We start from the raw sequence: 18325 nt of genomic DNA, 5'->3' as shown, positions 1-18325 counted from the left end.
TTTTATTTAAGTTGGCTGACATGCAGGATAATAAAACGCAATCCGACACCACCTTTACGCTCAATAATCTCTCCTTTCGCGTACCCGGGCGCACCCTGCTGCATCCGCTCTCTCTGACGTTCCCTGCCGGTAAAGTGACGGGCCTGATTGGCCACAATGGTTCCGGTAAATCCACGCTGCTCAAGATGCTGGGACGCCACCAGCCACCTTCTGAAGGGGATATTCTGCTGGACGATCGGCCGCTGGAGGGCTGGAGCAGTAAAGCCTTTGCCCGCAAGGTGGCCTACTTGCCGCAGCAGCTGCCGCAGGCGGAAGGGATGACGGTGCGTGAGCTGGTAGCGATTGGCCGCTATCCGTGGCACGGGGCGCTTGGCCGCTTCGGCGTCGCCGACCGGGAGAAAGTAGAAGAGGCGATTGCGCTGGTAGGGCTAAAACCGCTGGCGCATCGCCTGGTGGATAGTCTGTCCGGCGGTGAACGTCAGCGGGCGTGGATTGCGATGCTGGTGGCGCAGGACAGCCGCTGCTTGCTGCTGGATGAACCGACCTCGGCGCTGGATATCGCCCATCAGGTCGACGTGCTGGCGCTGGTGCATCGCTTAAGCCAGCAGCGCGGCCTGACGGTGATCGCTGTCCTGCACGATATCAACATGGCGGCGCGCTACTGTGACTACCTCGTCGCGCTGCGCGGCGGTGAAATGATCGCTCAGGGCACGCCGTCTGAGCTGATGCGCAGTGAAACGCTGGAACATATTTACGGTATTCCTATGGGTATTTTGCCTCACCCGGCCGGGGCTGCTCCCGTGAGCTTTGTCTACTGATGCTGGATTCAACATACATTAGCCGCCGTCGCCTGCTGACGGCGATGGCGCTCTCGCCGCTGCTGTTGAAGATGGCCCCGGCCCGCGCCGCCGCTATCGATCCGCACCGCATCGTGGCGCTGGAGTGGTTACCCGTCGAGCTGATGATGGCCCTGGGTATCACGCCCTACGGCGTGGCCGACATTCCCAACTACACCCTGTGGGTGAATGAGCCAAAACTGCCGGACTCGGTCATCGACATCGGTCTGCGCACGGAGCCAAACCTTGAGCTTCTCACGCAGATGAAACCGTCTTATTTATTCTGGTCTGCGGGGTATGGCCCGTCGGAAGAGATCATGGCGAAGATTGCGCCGGGACGAGGCTTTTCCTTTAGCGACGGTAAAAAGCCGCTGACCATGGCAAAAAATTCTATCCACGAGATGGCCCAGTTCCTCAACCGGGAAGCGGAAGCAAAACAGCATCTCGATGAGTTTGATGCGCTGATTGAGTCCCTTAAGCCGCGCTTTGCCCGCCGTGGCGATCGGCCTTTGCTGATGGTGACGCTGCTGGATGCCCGCCATATGCTGGTCTTTGGAAAGAACTGCCTGTTCCAGGAAGTGCTCGACAGCTTCGGCATTCGCAATGCCTGGGAAGGCGAGATGACGTTCTGGGGAAGCACCGCCGTGGGCATCGACCGCCTGGCGGCGTTTCGCAACGTCGACGTGCTGTGCTTTGACCACGGCAACGAGCGTGAAATGCAAACCCTGATGGCGACCCCGCTCTGGCAGGCGATGCCGTTCGTGCGCGAGCAGCGCTTCCTGCGCGCCCCTGCGGTATGGTTTTACGGCGCGACGCTGTCGGCAATGCACTTTGCCCGCGTGCTGGACAACGTGATGGGGGGCAAAGCATGAGTACGCGTATTGCCCGTTTCCCGGCGCTGCTGCTGGGGCTGATTTTTCTGGCGGCGCTGGCGCTAACCGGGTTCAACCTCTCCACGGCACTGCCGCGCGAGCAGTGGGCGGCCGCGTTTGCCGCTCCGGATATCGACAATATTCAGCAGATGTTGTTCCACTACAGCCTGCTGCCGCGTCTTAGCATCTCCCTGCTGGTCGGGGCGGGGCTGGGACTGGTGGGCGTGCTGTTCCAGCAGGTGCTACGTAACCCGCTGGCGGAGCCAACCACGTTGGGCGTGGCGACGGGTGCACAGCTGGGGATCACCATCACCACCCTCTGGACGCTGCCGGGGGCATTAACCTCGCAGTTTGCCGCGCTGGCAGGTGCCTGCGTCGTGGGCGCGCTGGTCTTTGGCGTGGCCTGGGGAAAACGTCTCTCGCCGGTCACGCTGATCCTCGCCGGGCTGGTCGTCAGCCTCTACTGCGGCGCGATCAACCAGCTGCTGGTGCTGTTTCACCACGACCAGCTGCAAAGCATGTTTATGTGGAGCACCGGCACGCTCACCCAGACCGACTGGAGTATCGTCCAGCGCCTGTGGCCACAATTGTTTGGCGGCGTGGTGCTCACGCTGCTGCTGCTGCGCCCGCTCACTCTAATGGGGCTGGATGATGGCGTGGCGCGCAACCTGGGGCTGGCGCTGTCGCTGGCTCGTCTGGCGGCGCTCACGCTGGCGATTGTGTTAAGCGCTCTGCTGGTTAACGCGGTTGGCATCATCGGGTTTATCGGCCTCTTTGCGCCGCTGCTGGCGAAAATGCTCGGGGCGCGTCGCCTTCTGGCACGTCTGCTGCTGGCGCCGCTGATCGGGGCGCTGATCCTCTGGCTTTCCGATCAGATCATTATCTGGCTGGCGCGCGCCTGGATGGAAGTATCTACCGGGTCGGCAACGGCGCTTATTGGGGCGCCGCTGCTGCTGTGGCTGCTCCCGCGCCTGCGCAGCATCAGCGCCCCAGCGATGGACGCGGGCGATAAGGTCTACGCTGAACGTCAGTCGGTGCTGTGGTTCAGCCTTGCCGGTCTGGCGGTGTTGTTTATCGCCTCGTTTGCCGCCCTCGCGTTTGGGCGCGATGCCGCAGGCTGGCACTGGGCAACGGGAGACTTACTCAACGAACTGCTGCAGTGGCGCTGGCCGCGTATTCTCTCCGCGCTGATTGCCGGGGTGATGCTGGCGGTGGCGGGCTGTATTATTCAGCGTCTGACCGGTAACCCGATGGCAAGCCCTGAAGTGCTGGGGATCAGCTCCGGCGCGGCCTTTGGCGTGGTGCTGATGCTCTTCCTGGTGCCGGGCAATGCGTTTGGCTGGCTGATGCCTGCCGGGAGTATCGGTGCGGCGGCCACGCTGATGATTATTCTGGTTGCCTCTGGCCGCGGCGGATTTTCTCCACACCGCATGCTGCTGGCTGGTATGGCGCTCAGCACCGCCTTTACTATGCTGCTGATGATGCTGCAGGCGAGCGGCGATCCGCGCATGGCGAAGATCCTGACCTGGATTTCCGGCTCAACGTACAACGCCACCTCCAGCCAGGTTGCCTGGTCAGGAAGCGTTATGATCGTGCTGCTGGCGATGGTACCGCTGTGCCGTCGCTGGATGACCATTCTGCCGCTGGGGGGCGAAACCGCGCGTGCGGTTGGCTTAGCGCTGACGCCAACGCGCGTCGCGCTTCTTCTGCTGGCGGCGTGTCTGACGGCAACCGCCACCATGACCATCGGTCCACTAAGCTTTGTAGGGTTGATGGCGCCGCATATCGCCAGAATGATGGGTTTCCGACGGACGATGCCACATATTGTGATGTCGGCCCTGACGGGCGGGGTCATTCTGGTGTTTGCCGACTGGTGTGGAAGGATGGTGCTGTTCCCGTATCAGATCCCGGCAGGACTGCTGTCGACCTTTATCGGCGCGCCGTATTTTATTTATCTGTTGAGAAAGCAGAGCCGCTAATAAAAATAAACGGCAATCCTTAGATTGCCGTTTTAGCAATGCCCTTAGAGCTTCGCAAACACCTTACGCGCCGCGTCGATGGTGTTATTGATATCTTCTTCGCTGTGCGCCACGGACATAAAGCCCGCTTCGAACGCGGACGGTGCCAGGTACACGCCTTCTTCCAGCATCAGGTGGAAGAAGCGCTTGAAGCGCTCAACGTCGCACTTCACCACGTCCTGATAGCGGGTCACGGTTTTCGCATCGGTGAAGAAAATCCCGAACATGCCGCCCACGTGGTTAACAACCAGCGGAATTCCCGCTTCTTCTGCGGCTTCCAGCAGACCGTTTGCCAGTTGCGTGGTACGGTCCGTCAGGGTTTCATGAATACCCGGCTGCGCCACTTCGGTCAGACAGGCGAAGCCTGCAGCCATGGCAATTGGGTTACCGGATAGCGTGCCCGCCTGGTAAACCGGGCCGGTTGGCGCCAGGGTTTCCATCACGTCCTTACGACCGCCGAAAGCACCGACCGGCATGCCGCCGCCGATGATTTTGCCGAGGCAGGTCAGGTCCGGCTCAACCTCATAATAAGACTGGGCGCCCGCAAGTGCCACGCGGAAGCCGGTCATCACTTCATCGATGATCAGCAGCGCGCCGAACTCATCGCACAGCGCGCGCAGGCCCGGCAGGAAGTCAGGCTGCGGCGGAATGCAGTTCATGTTGCCCGCAACCGGTTCAACGATAATGCAGGCGATCTCCTGCGGATACTGTTCGAACGCCGCGCGAACGGTGTTCAGATCGTTGTAGGTGCAGGTCAGGGTGTGCTTCGCGAAATCAGCAGGTACGCCAGGCGAGTTTGGCTGGCCGAGGGTCAGCGCGCCGGAGCCCGCTTTCACCAGCAGGCAGTCCGCATGGCCGTGGTAGCAGCCTTCGAATTTGATGATTTTGTCGCGACCTGTAAAGCCGCGCGCCAGACGGATGGCGCTCATGGTGGCTTCGGTACCGGAGTTAACCATACGCACCATGTCCATGGTCGGGACCAGCTCGGTGACCAGCTCCGCCATCTTCACTTCCATCTCGGTCGGCGCACCGAAGCTCAGGCCGCGCTGCGCGGCTTCAATCACCGCGTTACGAATGGCCGGGTGGTTATGCCCCAGCACCATCGGGCCCCAGGAGCCGACATAATCGATATAGGCTTTGCCATCGACATCGTACAGATACGCGCCGTCAGCACGTTCAATAAACAGCGGCGTGCCGCCCACGCCGGTAAAGGCGCGTACTGGCGAGTTCACGCCACCGGGGATTAGCTCGCGGGCTGCACTGTAGAGGTTTTCAGACTTGCTCATGGCGTCGTTCCTGGTTCGTATAAAATGATTAAGCCCACTATTCTAAGTGATCCGCAGAAGGTTATGAAATTTTTAGCCGGGTAATGCTTTAAGATTTGTTAAGTATTTTTCAGGCGTCGCAGGGAAGGTCTCTGGTAAAATCTTCGCGGCTTTTTGTATGACGAATAAGAACAGGACATGAAATCAGATTCCCCGTCTTTCGAAGAACAACAGTTTACGCGCGTCCAGCACCGAATCAGCATTCGGCGGCTGCTCAATCGCGATAAAACGCCGCTGGCGATCCTGCTTGCTGCTGCCGTGGTGGGTACCCTTGCAGGGCTGGTTGGCGTGGCGTTTGAAAAAGCGGTTAATGCCCTACTCAACTGGCGAGTGGGAACCGTAGCCGGTTTTGCCGATCGCGAATGGCTGGTCTGGGTAGCGGCATTCGGCCTGTCTGCGCTGTTTGCCATGGTGGGGTATTTTCTGGTGCGTAAATTCGCCCCGGAGGCGGGCGGGTCTGGCATCCCGGAAATTGAAGGCGCGCTGGAGGAGCTGCGCCCGGTGCGCTGGTGGCGGGTGATCCCGGTTAAGTTTATTGGCGGCATGGGAACGCTGGGCGCAGGGATGGTGCTCGGCCGGGAAGGGCCAACGGTGCAGCTGGGGGGGAACGTCGGCCGCATGGTGGGCGATCTGTTCCGCATGCGCAGCGCCGAGGCGCGCCATACGCTGCTGGCCACCGGTGCAGCGGCGGGGCTTTCTGCGGCGTTTAATGCGCCGCTGGCCGGTATTTTGTTCATCATCGAAGAGATGCGCGCGCAGTTCCGCTACAACCTGATCTCCATAAAAGCGGTGTTTACCGGCGTTATTATGTCGAGCATCGTCTTTCGCATCTTTAATGGCGAAGGGGCGGTGATTGAAGTCGGTAAACTGACCAACGCACCGGTTAACACCCTGTGGCTATACCTGATCCTCGGCATGATTTTTGGTGTGGTGGGCCCGCTGTTTAACACCTTTATCTTACGCGCTCAGGATATGTTCCAGCGCGTTCACGGCGGCAATACCACGAAATGGGTGCTGATGGGCGGCCTGCTGGGCGGCATTTGTGGCGTGCTCGGCTTTATCGAACCGAATGCCGCGGGCGGCGGTTTCGGGCTGATTCCCATTGCCGCAGCCGGGAATTTCAGCGTGGGTTTGCTGCTGTTTATGTTTTTCTCCAGGGTCATTACGACGGTACTGTGCTTCTCCTCCGGCGCGCCCGGCGGGATTTTTGCCCCGATGCTGGCGCTGGGAACGCTGCTCGGCACCGCGTTTGGTATGGCGGCTGAGGCAGGTTTCCCCGCTTACCACTTGGACGCCGGCACCTTTGCAGTGGCCGGGATGGGGGCGCTGCTGGCCGCGTCCCTGCGCGCGCCGTTAACCGGCATCGTGCTGGTGCTGGAGATGACGGATAATTACCAGCTCATTTTGCCAATGATCATTACCTGTCTCGGCGCGACACTATTAGCCCAATTCCTGGGTGGAAAACCGCTATACTCCACCATCCTCGCGCGTACCCTGGCAAAACAAGAGGCGGAGCGGGCCGCCACGCAGAATACTTGAATGAATTACCAGGGTATTAGATAATGACGAAAAGAATTGGGTGAATTTTACCCAATAGCAGTATTCATGGGAGCATAAGATGAGTGATGACGTAGCTGTGCCGCTGGAGTTTACCGAAGCAGCAGCCAACAAAGTGAAAACCCTGATTGCCGACGAAGACAATCCGGATCTGAAACTGCGTGTCTATATTACCGGTGGCGGCTGCAGCGGCTTCCAGTACGGTTTTACCTTTGACGATCAGGTGAACGACGGCGATATGACCATCGAGAAGCAAGGCGTCGCGCTGGTAGTTGACCCGATGAGCCTGCAGTATCTGGTGGGCGGTTCGGTGGATTACACCGAAGGTCTGGAAGGTTCGCGTTTTGTGGTGACCAACCCGAACGCAACAAGCACCTGCGGGTGTGGTTCTTCGTTCAGCATTTAAGCCTGAATGCGGATTGTAGGCCCGGTAAGCGAAGCGCCACCGGGCTTATAAACGACGCCTATCTTGAAGTTTCATCCAGCGCAAACGTCGGCAGCTTCAGGTGCCAGCGTATCGCCGCTAAACGTATCACCAGCGTCACGACCATCCCCAGCATCGCGGCGTTTTCCAGCGGAATTGCAAACGTGTAGTACGCGGTCGCGTGGACAATGCCGCCCGCAATACAGGCCGTTGCGTAAATTTCAGTACGCAGGATCATCGGCACCTCACGCGCCAGAATGTCGCGAATGATGCCGCCGCCCACGCCGGTTAACACGCCCATGCAGATCGCCACCATCGGGCCGGTACCCGCATTAAACGCCTTATTGACGCCAATACCGACAAACACGGCCAGACCCACGGCATCCAGCACCGGCAATATCCATTTGGGTAATCGGCGGGGCTGGCGAACCAGCACAATGGTTAACAGACAGGTGACCATCGCGACCACAAGATCGGTAGGATCTTTCACCCAAAACACCGGGCCATTTGCCAGCGCCATATCGCGGATTGTCCCGCCGCCAACGGCGGTCACCACGCCAAGCACCAGCACGCCAAACGGATCCATGCGTAGTTTTCCGGCGAGCAGGACGCCGGAGATAGCAAAAACGGCTGTACCAAGAATATCCAGCCAATAAACGAGCATCGTTAAATCCTCGAACGTATGTTAATGACCCTCTGCCAGGGCGGCACAGAGCTGTTTTGCGGCGAGGATAATACGCGGGCTGGCGCGTTCAAACCAGTCACCGTTGAGTGGGATCACCGGAATTTTTAGCTGGCTCTGCCAGAATTGTTTAATTTTAGGAATCTCGCCCGCATTTCCGACCACGACGATGGCCTGCGGCTGGCGCGCCAGCACCTGCTCACGGCTCACCTGAGGCCACGGTACCCGGCTGGCAGCAAAGATATTTTCACCGCCGCACACTTCCAGCACCTGGTTCTGAATCGAGCCTTTTCCGGTGGTAAACAGCGGCTGGCTGCCGAACTGCAGGAAGATGCGCTTTTTAACAGGCGTATCGTATTGGGCTTTCAGCGCAGCATAGTCGCTGAGCATCTGGTTCGCCGCACTCTCGGCTTTTTGAGGCGCAGGACTATAAGGGGCCAGGGCGCGCAGAGCCTGAGCGACCTGCTCAATACTTACCGCGTCAACCCACATGACCTTGATGCCAAGCGAGGTGAGCTGGTTAACCTGCCGCTCGGCGTTACCGCCGCGCCAGGCCAGCACGAGATCCGGCTTAAGCGCCACAATGCGCTCAAGGTTCATCCCTTGCCAGGTGGCCACTTGCTCAATGCCGGCCGCCTGTGGGGGGTAATCTGAAAAGCTGCTGACGCCAACGGGGGTGATCCCGGCGGCAAACGCCAGTTCGGTATTAGCGGGAGAAAGGGTAATCACACGCGGCGCGGCTAACAGCCACGCCGGTGCAAGCAGCAGCAGGGCGGCCAGCGCCCTGATAGACCGTTTAGCCACGCGCCAGGTTCTGCACCAGGCGTTCCACCATCACGGTGGACTGTTTTGCCGCAACGGCCAGGAACTCGTCGAAGCTGATGTGAGACTGCTGGTCTGCCACGTCAGAGATGGCGCGAACCACCACGAACGGTACGCTGAAATTGTGGCAAACGTGCGCAATCGCGGTCGCTTCCATCTCTACGGCAACCGCCTGCGGGAAGTTATGACGGATTTTCGCCAGACCGACGGAGCCATTGATGAACGCATCACCGCTGACAATCAGGCCGCGTACCGCGTTGAGGTTGAGCTCAGCTATGCAGGCTTCAGCCGCCGCAATCAGTTTATCGTCAGCTTTAAACCCTGCCGGGCACCCCGGAAGCTGGCCGTATTCGTAGCCGAACGCGGTGACGTCGGCATCGTGGTAACGCGCTTCGTCGGAGACAACGATATCGCCCACTTTCAGCGTCGGTGCCAGACCGCCCGCCGAGCCCGTGTTAATGATGACGTCCGGCTTGCAGCGCTCAAGCAGCAGGGTCGCACCCAGCGCAGCAGCCACTTTACCGATGCCTGATTTCAGCAGAGCCACCTCAACACCGTTCAGCTGTCCGGTGTAGATCTCACAACCCCCGAGAGAGAGGGTCTGACGGTTCTCAATTTTGTCACGCAGGAGCGTAACTTCTTCTTCCATTGCACCAATAATGCCGATTTTCATAGATTTACTCGCGATGTGCCTTGTTAAGAGGCATAGTCTATCATGCGGTTAAGGGGAAACGCATTCTCACGCGGGGGAGCACATGTCACCAATCGATTTTCGTACCAAAATTAACTGGCACCGTCGTTTCCGTTCGCCACAGGGCGAAAAGAGCGAACATGAGATCCTGCGCATCTTCGAAAGCGATCGCGGCAGGATTATTAACTCGCCCGCCATCCGGCGTCTGCAGCAAAAGACCCAGGTATTCCCGCTGGAGCGTAACGCCGCGGTGCGCACGCGCTTAACCCACTCCATGGAAGTGCAGCAGGTCGGGCGTTATATTGCCAAAGAGATTTTAAGCCGCCTCAAAGAGCAGCGTTTACTGGAAACCTATGGCCTGGATGAGCTGACGGGGCCCTTCGAGAGCATCGTTGAGATGGCCTGCCTGATGCATGACATCGGCAACCCGCCTTTTGGCCATTTTGGCGAGGCGGCTATTAATGACTGGTTTAAACAACGGCTTTATCCGTCGGATGCGGCAAGTCAGCCGCTCAGCGATGACCGCTGCATCGTGCGCGATTTACGCCTGCGTGAAGGCGAAGAAGGGCTGAACGATCTGCGCCGCAAAGTGCGCCAGGATCTCTGTCACTTTGAGGGCAACGCGCAGGGGATCCGGCTGGTGCACTCCCTGATGCGCATGAACCTGACCTGGGCGCAGGTTGGCTGCATTTTGAAATATACGCGTCCCGCGTGGTGGATGGGGGTGACGCCCGCATCCCACAGCTATTTAATGAAAAAACCGGGCTATTACCTTTCCGAAGAGGCCTATATAGAACGGCTGCGTAAAGAACTTTCCCTGACGCCAAACGGCCGATTCCCATTGACGTGGATTATGGAAGCCGCCGACGATATTTCCTATTGCGTGGCTGACCTGGAAGATGCCGTTGAGAAAAGAATATTCAGCGTCGAGGAGCTTTATCAGCATCTTTATGCGGCATGGGGAACCCATGAAAAAGGATCGCTGTTTGCCCAGGTTGTCGAAAATGCCTGGGAAAAATCGCGCTCAAATACGTTGAGCCGCAGTACGGAAGATCAGTTCTTTATGTATTTGCGGGTCAATACATTAAATAAACTGGTGCCGTATGCCGCCTCGCGCTTTATTGATAATTTACCGCAAATCTTTAGCGGGGAATTCAATCACGCGCTATTGGAAGATGACAGCAGTTTCAGCCAACTCCTTGAGCTTTATAAACATGTGGCGATGCGGCATGTGTTCAGCCATCCTGATGTCGAGCAACTGGAACTGCAGGGATACCGTGTAATTAGTGGATTACTGGAAATTTATTCCCCGTTGCTTCAGCTCTCCGTCGAGGAGTTTAGCGAGCTGGTGGAAAAAGAACGCGTGCGATGCATTCCTATCGAATCCCGGCTTTATCAGAAACTTTCTACCCGCCATCGGCTGGCGTATGTCGAAGCGATGGGTAAGCTGGATCGCCACGCTCTGGAATGGCCGGTGATGGAATATTATTATCGCTGCCGTCTAATCCAGGACTATATCAGCGGCATGACCGATTTGTATGCCTGGGATGAATACCGCAAGCTCATGGCCGTGGAATAATTCCGGAGTTTTGTAAAGAAGGCCAATAAATTTTTACCTTTTCCATAAACTTATGGCCGGAACTAAGCGGTATAAAATGAATCTGAGTTACACAGCAATTTTGCGTTACCTGTAAATCGAGATTGAGAAACATGAAAAAAACCACATTAGCAATGAGTGCACTGGCTCTGAGTTTAGGTTTAGCGCTGTCTCCTCTGACTGCTACTGCAGCCGAGACCGCGTCGTCGGCAGCAACCGCGCAGCAGATGCCAAGCCTGGCACCGATGCTCGAAAAAGTGATGCCATCGGTGGTGAGTATTAACGTTGAGGGCAGCACGACCGTCAATACGCCGCGCATGCCGCGTAACTTCCAGCAGTTCTTCGGTGACAATTCACCTTTCTGCCAGGACGGTTCGCCATTCCAGAGTTCTCCGTTCTGTCAGGGCGGTGGCGCAGGGGATGACGGCCAGGGCGGCGGCCAGCAACAGAAATTCATGGCGCTTGGTTCCGGTGTGATTATTGATGCCGCAAAAGGCTACGTGGTCACCAACAACCACGTTGTGGATAACGCCAGCACCATTAAAGTACAGCTGAGCGATGGTCGTAAATTCGACGCTAAAGTGGTGGGTAAAGATCCGCGCTCCGACATCGCGCTGATCCAGATTCAGGATCCGAAGAACCTGACGGCGATTAAAATTGCCGACTCCGATGCGCTGCGCGTGGGCGATTACACCGTCGCTATCGGTAACCCGTTCGGTCTGGGTGAAACCGTGACCTCCGGTATTGTCTCTGCGCTGGGCCGTAGCGGCCTGAATGCGGAAAACTATGAAAACTTCATCCAGACGGATGCGGCCATTAACCGTGGTAACTCCGGCGGTGCGCTGGTGAACCTGAACGGCGAGCTGATCGGTATCAACACCGCTATTCTGGCACCGGACGGCGGCAACATCGGTATCGGCTTTGCTATTCCGAGCAACATGGTGAAAAACCTGACTGCTCAGATGGTGCAGTATGGCCAGGTGAAACGCGGTGAGCTGGGTATTATGGGTACCGAGCTGAACTCCGAGCTGGCGAAAGCGATGAAGGTGGATGCGCAGCGCGGTGCGTTCGTCAGCCAGGTTATGCCGAACTCCTCTGCAGCGAAGGCGGGCATTAAAGCGGGTGATGTGATCACCTCTCTGAACGGTAAACCGATCAGCAGCTTTGCCGCCCTGCGTGCGGAAGTGGGCTCGATGCCAATTGGCAGCAAAGTGACCCTTGGCCTGCTGCGTGACGGCAAACCGGTTAACGTAAGCCTGGAGCTGCAGCAGAGCAGCCAGAATCAGGTGGACTCCAGCACCATCTTCAGCGGAATTGAAGGCGCAGAGATGAGTAACAAGGGCCAGGACAAAGGCGTGGTGGTGAACAACGTGAAAGCAAATTCACCTGCTGCCCGTATCGGCCTGAAAAAAGGCGATGTGATCATGGGGGCTAACCAGCAACCGGTGAAAAACATCGCTGAACTGCGCAAAATTCTCGACAGCAAACCGTCCGTACTGGCGCTGAATATCCAGCGCGGTGACACCTCAATTTACCTGCTGATGCAGTAATCCTTTTAAGCCCCTGTTCGCAGGGGCTTTCTTGTTTCTGTGACGCCTACCGCAACTCCATACTTCCCCCTCTCACTTTGTGCATTCGCACAATGCAGTCGCTGCTGAACTTCCCTATGCTTGAGCTCTGCTCACAGGAGGGTTACATGGCTGGCTGGCATCTTGATACCAAAATGGCGCAGGATATTGTGGCGCGCACCATGCGCATCATTGATACCAATATCAACGTAATGGATGCCCGCGGGCGCATTATTGGCAGCGGCGATCGCGAGCGTATTGGGGAATTGCACGAAGGAGCCCTGCTGGTGCTTTCTCAGGGCCGCGTGGTTGATATCGATGATGCGGTAGCAAAACACCTGCACGGCGTGCGTCAGGGCATTAACCTGCCGCTGCGTCTGGAAGGGGAAATTGTTGGCGTCATCGGCCTGACGGGCGAACCGGAATCCCTGCGTAAATACGGCGAGCTGGTCTGTATGACGGCGGAAATGATGCTGGAGCAGTCGCGCCTGATGCATCTGCTTGCTCAGGACAGCCGCTTACGTGAAGAGCTGGTGATGAACCTGATTCAGGCGGAAGAACATACGCCTGCACTCAGCGAATGGGCGCAGCGTCTGGGGATCGATCTGAACCAGCCGCGCGTGGTGGCGGTGATTGAGGTCGATAGCGGACAGCTTGGCGTAGACAGCGCGATGGCCGAGCTGCAGCAGCTGCAAAATGCGCTGGCGACGCCGGAGCGCGACAACCTGGTGGCGATAGTCTCGCTGACGGAAATGGTGGTACTCAAACCCGCGCTCAATGCGTTCGGCCGCTGGGATGCGGAAGATCATCGTCGTCGCGTGGAACTGCTGATTTCCCGTATGCAGGAGAACGGCCAGTTGCGTTTTCGCGTTGCCCTGGGCAATTACTTTACCGGGCCGGGCAGCATCGCCCGGTCCTGGCGTACCGCGCGCACCACCATGATGGTGGGCAAGCAGCGGATGCCGGAGAGCCGCAGTTATTTCTATCAGGATCTGATGCTGCCGGTGCTGCTCGACAGCCTGCGCGGCGGCTGGCAGGCGAATGAGCTGGCGCGGCCATTAGCGCGCCTGAAGGCGATGGACAACAATGGGTTGCTGCGCCGGACGCTGCAGGCGTGGTTTCGCCATAACGTGCAACCGCTGGCGACCTCAAAAGCGCTGTTTATTCACCGCAATACGCTTGAGTACCGGCTAAACCGGATCTCGGAGCTGACGGGGCTGGATTTGGGGAACTTTGACGACAGGCTGCTGCTCTATGTCGCGTTGCAGCTGGACGAACAGAGATGACTGAGTGCGGTCTGGTGCCCTCACCCCATCCCTCTCCCACGGGGAGAGGGCGCAAACACTAAAAACGGCAATCAGGGATTGCCGTTTTGCTTTTATTTCCGCGTTAATTTCTCAAGATCTGCTTCAATCTCGCTGATCTTGTTGGTGACAACGCTTTCAAGGTGACGCAGATCGTCGAGGATCTTACGCTTGAGATCGACTTCGGTGCGATCGCGCTGGCAAATCTGATCGAGTTCATCGATCACATAGCGCAGGTTAGGGCTGATTTCCTGCACCTCTTTGTACCCTTGTCCTACGCCGTCAGCGACGACGGTCTTACGCTGGCGTGGATATTTAAACTTCACGCTCTTGGCGAAAAACTCTCCTTTATCCTTGTGAAAATAGATTTTTAAAATGTCGTTGTTGGCTTCCTGGCGAAGGCTGTAACGATCGATTTCATCAGGATTGGTAATGCCCAGACTTTTCAGATTATCGTACATAGCGGTACCCTTATCTCAACATAACCTTTGAATAATTAATGAAAAAATTCCTTTTTGCCACCCTCATATATAAAAAAAGCGGGGTCGATCCTGATTACATTTCACTGAAATTACCGGGCAGGGAAGGTGCATTGCCCCCACTCGTTTATTGTTGTTTTTAACGACTACGTCAAGTGGAAATCAATTTAATACCAAAACCTGACGATCTGAGCGCTAGCGCAGTAAGGCGATGGAGGCCAGCATTTCGCTTTCCGTGGTGGTAATTTCCTGTTCCAACAGTTCGTCGATCCGCTGTTTTTTGATTGCCTGATTGACGCCGAACAGATCGAGCTTATCCAGCAGGAACATCACCAGCGCCGTAATCACGGCGGTCAGGACTGATGAAAGTAAAATGGGGAGCGGTCCTGGTAGACCAAGGCCGCTGAGCCATGACTCAAGGCCAATAGCCGCAAAGATGGAAAGAGAACCTGCTACAAGCTTAAGAATGGCATCGCCTTTTTGGGCCATACTGCTGTGTTTATCCCTGAGGATCGGTACCGTCTGCATCAGGACCTTAAAGCCTTCTTTTACCATTCGCATGATGTTTTTGAACACGCCAACGAAGCAGTTAACAATCCCTTCCAGCAGCATCGACACGAAATTTTTAATAAAGCCGACGGCAACATCTTTTAATAAAACGACAGCGTTTTTGAGAATGTGATCTTTCATGCGACCAAGACGAATCGACAGAGCCTGCGAAAAATCGCTCGCACCTACGCCAGCTTCAATACCGTGCGTTAAACAGCTGCGCAGCTCATAGTAAAGAGGCTTGATAATGAAGAGAATGAGATCGCCCAGCGACTGATGACCTGATGCCTGGGCCGCATCTTTCGCCAGAACTTTTTGGACGTCGCGATCCTTGCGGATATTATCAAATACGGTTTCATTGGTTTTGGTATCCATCGTTTGCTGCGCGATGTCCATTTTCTCGACCATCACCTGCCGCGTTTTGATTTCCTCTTCTGTCAGCGGATGCGCGACATCTTTTTTCCCTTTTTTGACAACTACAAAGCCCTGATCGATCTCCTGCTGGAGTTCTTCGCGGGTTTTAGCGAACTTACCGGTTTTCTCGCCACGGTTGTTTTGCATGCTGGTAACAGCATAATTTTCTTCAATATTGAGAATATTTTTGATGTCATCAAGCTTCAGAGCCTTGTTGCTTTTGAGGTTGTTGCATACTTCGGCGCAGGAGACGACATGATCGACTTCGGCAGCCTGCTTCTGCTCTCCCTCGCTTTTCGCATGTTTTTTGTACTGGTAGATCGTGCCGTTACCATATTCATCCTCAGCGCGCAGATTACCGGAGAAATGGTTCTCTTTACGGGCCTCCATTTTTGCACCATCGCGCATGTTCAGAGAGTCGTTGTTGCGCGTCATTTCGCCGCCGTTAAACGACGATTGTTCAGAAAAACGGTCAATGTTTTGACGCTCGTTCAAGTGCTCGCTGTAGCTATCCAGCATAAAGGCATTTCTTTCGGGCGCTTCGTAACTGAACGCCCGGCACTCCTGGTACAGGCGGGACGGGGTAACACCTTGTCGGGTGCCGATATTGCAGGCGCGCATTGTGCCGTCGAGCAGGCTGAGAAACACGGGTTCGAGGATATTGTCGATGGCGCTGCCCGTTGATATTACGTCCAGGCGGGCCATAACGTCGTCGTTGCTGACCGTCAGGTTGGCCCCCATGATCGCTTCGCGGTAAATGCTGCCGGTATCGCACCCCTTTATAAATGCAGCATCGACTTCTCCGGTCAGATGAGCTTCGATGGCGGACGTCGTCGCTACGGATTTTAGCGCAGGGGCATTCCGCACCTGTTGCAGCTTTTTCATTCTGGCGAGATGTGCATTAAGATTTGTCATCCGTCGTCCTCAGGCCGCAACCAGTAAGTGCCAGGAGGCCATAAAATCACTTTCGCTTTGTGTTCTTAGCTCATCCTGACTTGCCATCATGCCAACAATGAGGCTAAACCTCTCCAGGCTTTTCGCATCGTTAAGATGATATTCATTTATAAGTGACCAAACCGTTGGCAGATTGGGCGGTGTTTCGACCATCTCGACGATCTTCTGCTGAACGGCTTGAGGTAACTTTTCCCGCGGAACAAGACCAGACACTGCATCATCCAGCAGGGCGATATTTTCCGCCGGGGGCTTGCCATTAGCCTTGATGCAGCATGTCCCCAGCGCATACGCCGCGAGGATAAAGTCATCCCGTTTACTGATATCGCGCATCTTGTCCGCCAGTTCAGTCTGGAGTTTTTTGATCTTTTCGGCGTATTCAGCTTTTGCGATCTGCTGCCCTTCAGCAATCCCTTCGTCTTTGCCGTTATTTTTTCCCCATAAATACGTCCCGGCCAGAGTGACCAGACCTGCGATCCCCGCACCAATTATTTTGCCGTAATGACTCATTGCACGATTCCCGTTTATTGCCCGCAAGGCCAGATTATTATTTGCAGTTCACGAATAATATCGTTAATCCTGTTTTTCAACAAACCTATGTTTTAAAAGAAAAAATTTGCATTAAGTAACGAGGTGAACTTGCTTGTAAAGAGATTCATCATTGTTACTTCAGCTGAGAAAAGGCGAGCGAGACGGGTATTCAAAAGCGGGGAAATGAGGCAAAGTTATCGCACAAAAGCGTAGCCCGCGGGGATAATGACATGTCAGGACGCATTGATTATCAGATCGAAAAATACAGCTTTGGCGCCGCAGATGAGAGCCCAAGGCTCACGCACCAGTGGGCAGAAGTTGCCGCAGAGTGCCGCCAGCTAAAGGCGGGTGCGGAAGAGCGTTTACGTATTGCCTTACTGAACGTGGATTATGTCACCAGCTTCGAACTGCCGTTCCGACTGGTGCTGACCCGCGCCCCTCAGCTTATCGCCGGGCTGCGCGATGAGTTTCAGCTAAGCCAGAAGAACGTCATCTTTAACGGCAAGCGCTTTGGCTGCGTCTACAGCCTGAAAGCCGATCTCAATGCGATTCCTGAGGCTTTTCAGTACCGCATGAGCACCCGCATTCGGCGGATCGATCCCACCGGGCTTACTGCAGAGCCCTTCCGGCAGATCGCCAAAGAGGTAAAAGCGCCGCGTGAGCGACTGAAGCTGGCGCTGGAGTCGGGACTGGCCGTGACGGCTCTCGACGGGCTTTTCTGGCTGGGGAGCCAGCGTATGGCGGCGGATATCGCAGGGTTGAGAAAAAAGGGAATGGCAATCGCGACTGCGGAAACGGACGTTTTTGATGATTATACCGGGACGCACAGGCGCGTCCCGGTTTATCAACGCGTCGGGGATTAGTCGATGGTGCGCAGCAGTTCGTTGATGCCCACTTTACCGCGGGTTTTCGCATCCACTTTCTTCACGATAACGGCACAGTACAGGCTGTATTTACCGTCTTTTGACGGCAGGTTACCGGAAACCACCACGGAGCCCGCCGGAACGCGACCGTAGTGCACTTCGCCGGTTTCGCGATCGTAAATGCGGGTGCTCTGGCCGATGTAAACGCCCATGGAGATCACGGAGCCTTCTTCCACGATCACGCCTTCAACGACTTCTGAACGTGCGCCAATGAAGCAGTTGTCTTCGATGATGGTTGGGTTAGCCTGCAGTGGCTCCAGAACGCCACCGATGCCGACGCCGCCGGACAGGTGAACGTTTTTACCGATCTGCGCGCAGGAACCGACGGTTGCCCAGGTATCGACCATGGTGCCTTCGTCAACGTACGCACCGATGTTCACATAGGATGGCATCAGCACGGTGTTGCGTGCGATGAATGCACCCTGACGAACTGCCGCTGGTGGGACTACGCGGAAGCCTTCTTTCTGGAAACGCGCTTCGTCGTAATCCGCGAATTTCATTGGCACTTTATCGAAGTAGCGGCTTTCTGCTCCGTCGATAACCTGGTTATCGTTGATGCGGAAAGAGAGCAGCACGGCCTTCTTCAGCCATTGATGAGTGACCCACTGACCGTCGATTTTTTCTGCCACGCGCAGGGCGCCGGAATCCAGCAGGGAAATAACCTGGTTTACCGCTTCACGGGTCACGGTATCCACATTTGCCGGAGTGATCTCGGCGCGACGCTCAAAAGCGGACTCAATAACGTTCTGTAACTGCTGCATTGTTTACTCTTTCCATTTCAC

General features: G+C 56.2%; 17 protein-coding genes. 9 read left to right on the top strand and 8 right to left on the bottom strand.

Going from position 1 to position 18325, the window contains the following annotated elements; genetic code table 11:
- Window positions 1-20: 20 nt before the first annotated feature.
- The 3 genes from fhuC to fhuB are packed head-to-tail and all read left to right on the top strand — an operon-like array spanning window position 21 to window position 3687.
- Window positions 21-818 (top strand): Fe3+-hydroxamate ABC transporter ATP-binding protein FhuC, encoded by a 798-nt coding sequence (gene fhuC / locus ACMWL8_RS09950; protein WP_028015563.1) that lies wholly within the window; start codon window positions 21-23, stop codon window positions 816-818.
- Window positions 818-1708, top strand: a complete 891-nt coding sequence (fhuD, locus tag ACMWL8_RS09945) for a Fe(3+)-hydroxamate ABC transporter substrate-binding protein FhuD (protein WP_045259490.1) — start codon at window positions 818-820, stop codon at window positions 1706-1708. The genes fhuC and fhuD overlap by 1 nt, the downstream gene beginning before the upstream one ends.
- Window positions 1705-3687 carry a Fe(3+)-hydroxamate ABC transporter permease FhuB gene (gene fhuB, locus ACMWL8_RS09940; protein WP_045259491.1) on the top strand — a complete coding sequence of 661 codons (1983 nt, stop codon included), beginning with the start codon at window positions 1705-1707 and terminating at the stop codon, window positions 3685-3687. The genes fhuD and fhuB overlap by 4 nt, the downstream gene beginning before the upstream one ends.
- A gap of 44 nt (window positions 3688-3731) precedes the next feature.
- Here the strand turns inward: fhuB and hemL are convergent, their stop codons facing one another.
- Entirely contained in the window at window positions 3732-5012 is a 1281-nt protein-coding gene (gene hemL / locus ACMWL8_RS09935) for a glutamate-1-semialdehyde 2,1-aminomutase (protein ID WP_028015566.1), read from the bottom strand.
- 177 nt (window positions 5013-5189) lie between these two features.
- On the opposite strand from hemL, the gene clcA reads away from it, so the two are divergent.
- Together clcA and erpA are read left to right on the top strand one after the other, a co-directional pair.
- The gene (gene clcA / locus ACMWL8_RS09930; RefSeq protein ID WP_045259492.1) at window positions 5190-6590 is read left to right on the top strand and encodes a H(+)/Cl(-) exchange transporter ClcA; all 1401 of its coding nucleotides are present in this window, start codon (window positions 5190-5192) and stop codon (window positions 6588-6590) included.
- Window positions 6591-6669: 79 nt separating this feature from the next.
- Window positions 6670-7014, top strand: a complete 345-nt coding sequence (gene erpA / locus ACMWL8_RS09925) for an iron-sulfur cluster insertion protein ErpA (protein ID WP_008501923.1) — start codon at window positions 6670-6672, stop codon at window positions 7012-7014.
- A gap of 58 nt (window positions 7015-7072) precedes the next feature.
- Here erpA and ACMWL8_RS09920 read toward each other — a convergent pair whose 3' ends face one another.
- From ACMWL8_RS09920 to mtnN, 3 genes are read right to left on the bottom strand one after another with little or no spacing between them, the layout of a single operon-like run.
- Window positions 7073-7696: a TRIC cation channel family protein gene (locus tag ACMWL8_RS09920; protein WP_023616579.1), complete on the bottom strand. Its 624-nt coding sequence runs from the start codon at window positions 7694-7696 to the stop codon at window positions 7073-7075.
- Between the two features lie 21 nt (window positions 7697-7717).
- On the bottom strand, window positions 7718-8518 hold the full coding sequence (btuF, locus tag ACMWL8_RS09915; protein WP_028015569.1) for a vitamin B12 ABC transporter substrate-binding protein BtuF: 801 nt from the start codon (window positions 8516-8518) through the stop codon (window positions 7718-7720).
- Complete coding sequence (gene mtnN, locus ACMWL8_RS09910; protein WP_028015570.1) at window positions 8511-9209, bottom strand: 5'-methylthioadenosine/S-adenosylhomocysteine nucleosidase; 699 nt, start codon at window positions 9207-9209, stop codon at window positions 8511-8513. Before mtnN ends, btuF begins: the two co-directional genes overlap by 8 nt.
- Before the next feature lie 82 nt (window positions 9210-9291).
- Between mtnN and dgt the strand changes: the two genes are divergently transcribed.
- From dgt to cdaR, 3 genes are all read left to right on the top strand, one after another.
- Entirely contained in the window at window positions 9292-10806 is a 1515-nt protein-coding gene (gene dgt / locus ACMWL8_RS09905) for a dGTPase (RefSeq protein WP_045259493.1), read from the top strand.
- 131 nt (window positions 10807-10937) lie between these two features.
- Window positions 10938-12374, top strand: coding sequence for a serine endoprotease DegP (gene degP, locus ACMWL8_RS09900; protein WP_028015572.1), 1437 nt, complete (start codon window positions 10938-10940; stop codon window positions 12372-12374).
- Between the two features lie 146 nt (window positions 12375-12520).
- The gene (gene cdaR, locus ACMWL8_RS09895) at window positions 12521-13678 is read left to right on the top strand and encodes a DNA-binding transcriptional regulator CdaR (protein WP_032644978.1); all 1158 of its coding nucleotides are present in this window, start codon (window positions 12521-12523) and stop codon (window positions 13676-13678) included.
- 92 nt (window positions 13679-13770) lie between these two features.
- On the opposite strand, the gene ACMWL8_RS09890 is transcribed toward cdaR, so the two are convergent.
- From ACMWL8_RS09890 to ACMWL8_RS09880, 3 genes are all read right to left on the bottom strand, one after another.
- Entirely contained in the window at window positions 13771-14157 is a 387-nt protein-coding gene (locus ACMWL8_RS09890; protein WP_014168696.1) for a DUF3461 family protein, read from the bottom strand.
- Window positions 14158-14370: 213 nt separating this feature from the next.
- On the bottom strand, window positions 14371-16053 hold the full coding sequence (locus ACMWL8_RS09885; protein WP_131678047.1) for a hypothetical protein: 1683 nt from the start codon (window positions 16051-16053) through the stop codon (window positions 14371-14373).
- Between the two features lie 9 nt (window positions 16054-16062).
- A complete protein-coding gene (locus tag ACMWL8_RS09880; RefSeq protein WP_045259494.1) occupies window positions 16063-16599 on the bottom strand; it encodes a hypothetical protein in 537 nt (178 codons plus the stop codon).
- Between the two features lie 251 nt (window positions 16600-16850).
- On the opposite strand from ACMWL8_RS09880, the gene ACMWL8_RS09875 reads away from it, so the two are divergent.
- On the top strand, window positions 16851-17483 hold the full coding sequence (locus ACMWL8_RS09875) for a DNA-binding protein (protein WP_041911197.1): 633 nt from the start codon (window positions 16851-16853) through the stop codon (window positions 17481-17483).
- Here ACMWL8_RS09875 and dapD read toward each other — a convergent pair.
- On the bottom strand, window positions 17480-18304 hold the full coding sequence (gene dapD / locus ACMWL8_RS09870; protein ID WP_008501915.1) for a 2,3,4,5-tetrahydropyridine-2,6-dicarboxylate N-succinyltransferase: 825 nt from the start codon (window positions 18302-18304) through the stop codon (window positions 17480-17482). The two genes, ACMWL8_RS09875 and dapD, sit on opposite strands and share 4 nt — an antisense overlap.
- Window positions 18305-18325: the final 21 nt, after the last annotated feature.

This window comes from Enterobacter sp. 04-C-12-SI-ECC, assembly GCF_047530715.1.
Taxonomy (GTDB): domain Bacteria; phylum Pseudomonadota; class Gammaproteobacteria; order Enterobacterales; family Enterobacteriaceae; genus Enterobacter; species Enterobacter bugandensis.
Note: the sequence above shows the minus strand (reverse complement) of the source record. Positions and strands in the feature narration are given on the sequence as shown.

Excerpts from the sequence above, each read along its gene's own strand:
- mtnN (WP_028015570.1), bottom strand. The coding sequence starts at position 9,209 with ATGAAAATCGGCATTATTGGTGCAATGGAAGAAGAAGTTACGCTCCTG.
- ACMWL8_RS09880 (WP_045259494.1), bottom strand. The coding sequence starts at position 16,599 with ATGAGTCATTACGGCAAAATAATTGGTGCGGGGATCGCAGGTCTGGTC.
- fhuB (WP_045259491.1), top strand. The coding sequence starts at position 1,705 with ATGAGTACGCGTATTGCCCGTTTCCCGGCGCTGCTGCTGGGGCTGATT.
- erpA (WP_008501923.1), top strand. The coding sequence starts at position 6,670 with ATGAGTGATGACGTAGCTGTGCCGCTGGAGTTTACCGAAGCAGCAGCC.
- dgt (WP_045259493.1), top strand. The coding sequence starts at position 9,292 with ATGTCACCAATCGATTTTCGTACCAAAATTAACTGGCACCGTCGTTTC.
- ACMWL8_RS09890 (WP_014168696.1), bottom strand. The coding sequence starts at position 14,157 with ATGTACGATAATCTGAAAAGTCTGGGCATTACCAATCCTGATGAAATC.
- hemL (WP_028015566.1), bottom strand. The coding sequence starts at position 5,012 with ATGAGCAAGTCTGAAAACCTCTACAGTGCAGCCCGCGAGCTAATCCCC.
- dapD (WP_008501915.1), bottom strand. The coding sequence starts at position 18,304 with ATGCAGCAGTTACAGAACGTTATTGAGTCCGCTTTTGAGCGTCGCGCC.
- clcA (WP_045259492.1), top strand. The coding sequence starts at position 5,190 with ATGAAATCAGATTCCCCGTCTTTCGAAGAACAACAGTTTACGCGCGTC.
- fhuC (WP_028015563.1), top strand. The coding sequence starts at position 21 with ATGCAGGATAATAAAACGCAATCCGACACCACCTTTACGCTCAATAAT.
- ACMWL8_RS09920 (WP_023616579.1), bottom strand. The coding sequence starts at position 7,696 with ATGCTCGTTTATTGGCTGGATATTCTTGGTACAGCCGTTTTTGCTATC.
- fhuD (WP_045259490.1), top strand. The coding sequence starts at position 818 with ATGCTGGATTCAACATACATTAGCCGCCGTCGCCTGCTGACGGCGATG.
- cdaR (WP_032644978.1), top strand. The coding sequence starts at position 12,521 with ATGGCTGGCTGGCATCTTGATACCAAAATGGCGCAGGATATTGTGGCG.
- ACMWL8_RS09885 (WP_131678047.1), bottom strand. The coding sequence starts at position 16,053 with ATGACAAATCTTAATGCACATCTCGCCAGAATGAAAAAGCTGCAACAG.
- ACMWL8_RS09875 (WP_041911197.1), top strand. The coding sequence starts at position 16,851 with ATGTCAGGACGCATTGATTATCAGATCGAAAAATACAGCTTTGGCGCC.
- degP (WP_028015572.1), top strand. The coding sequence starts at position 10,938 with ATGAAAAAAACCACATTAGCAATGAGTGCACTGGCTCTGAGTTTAGGT.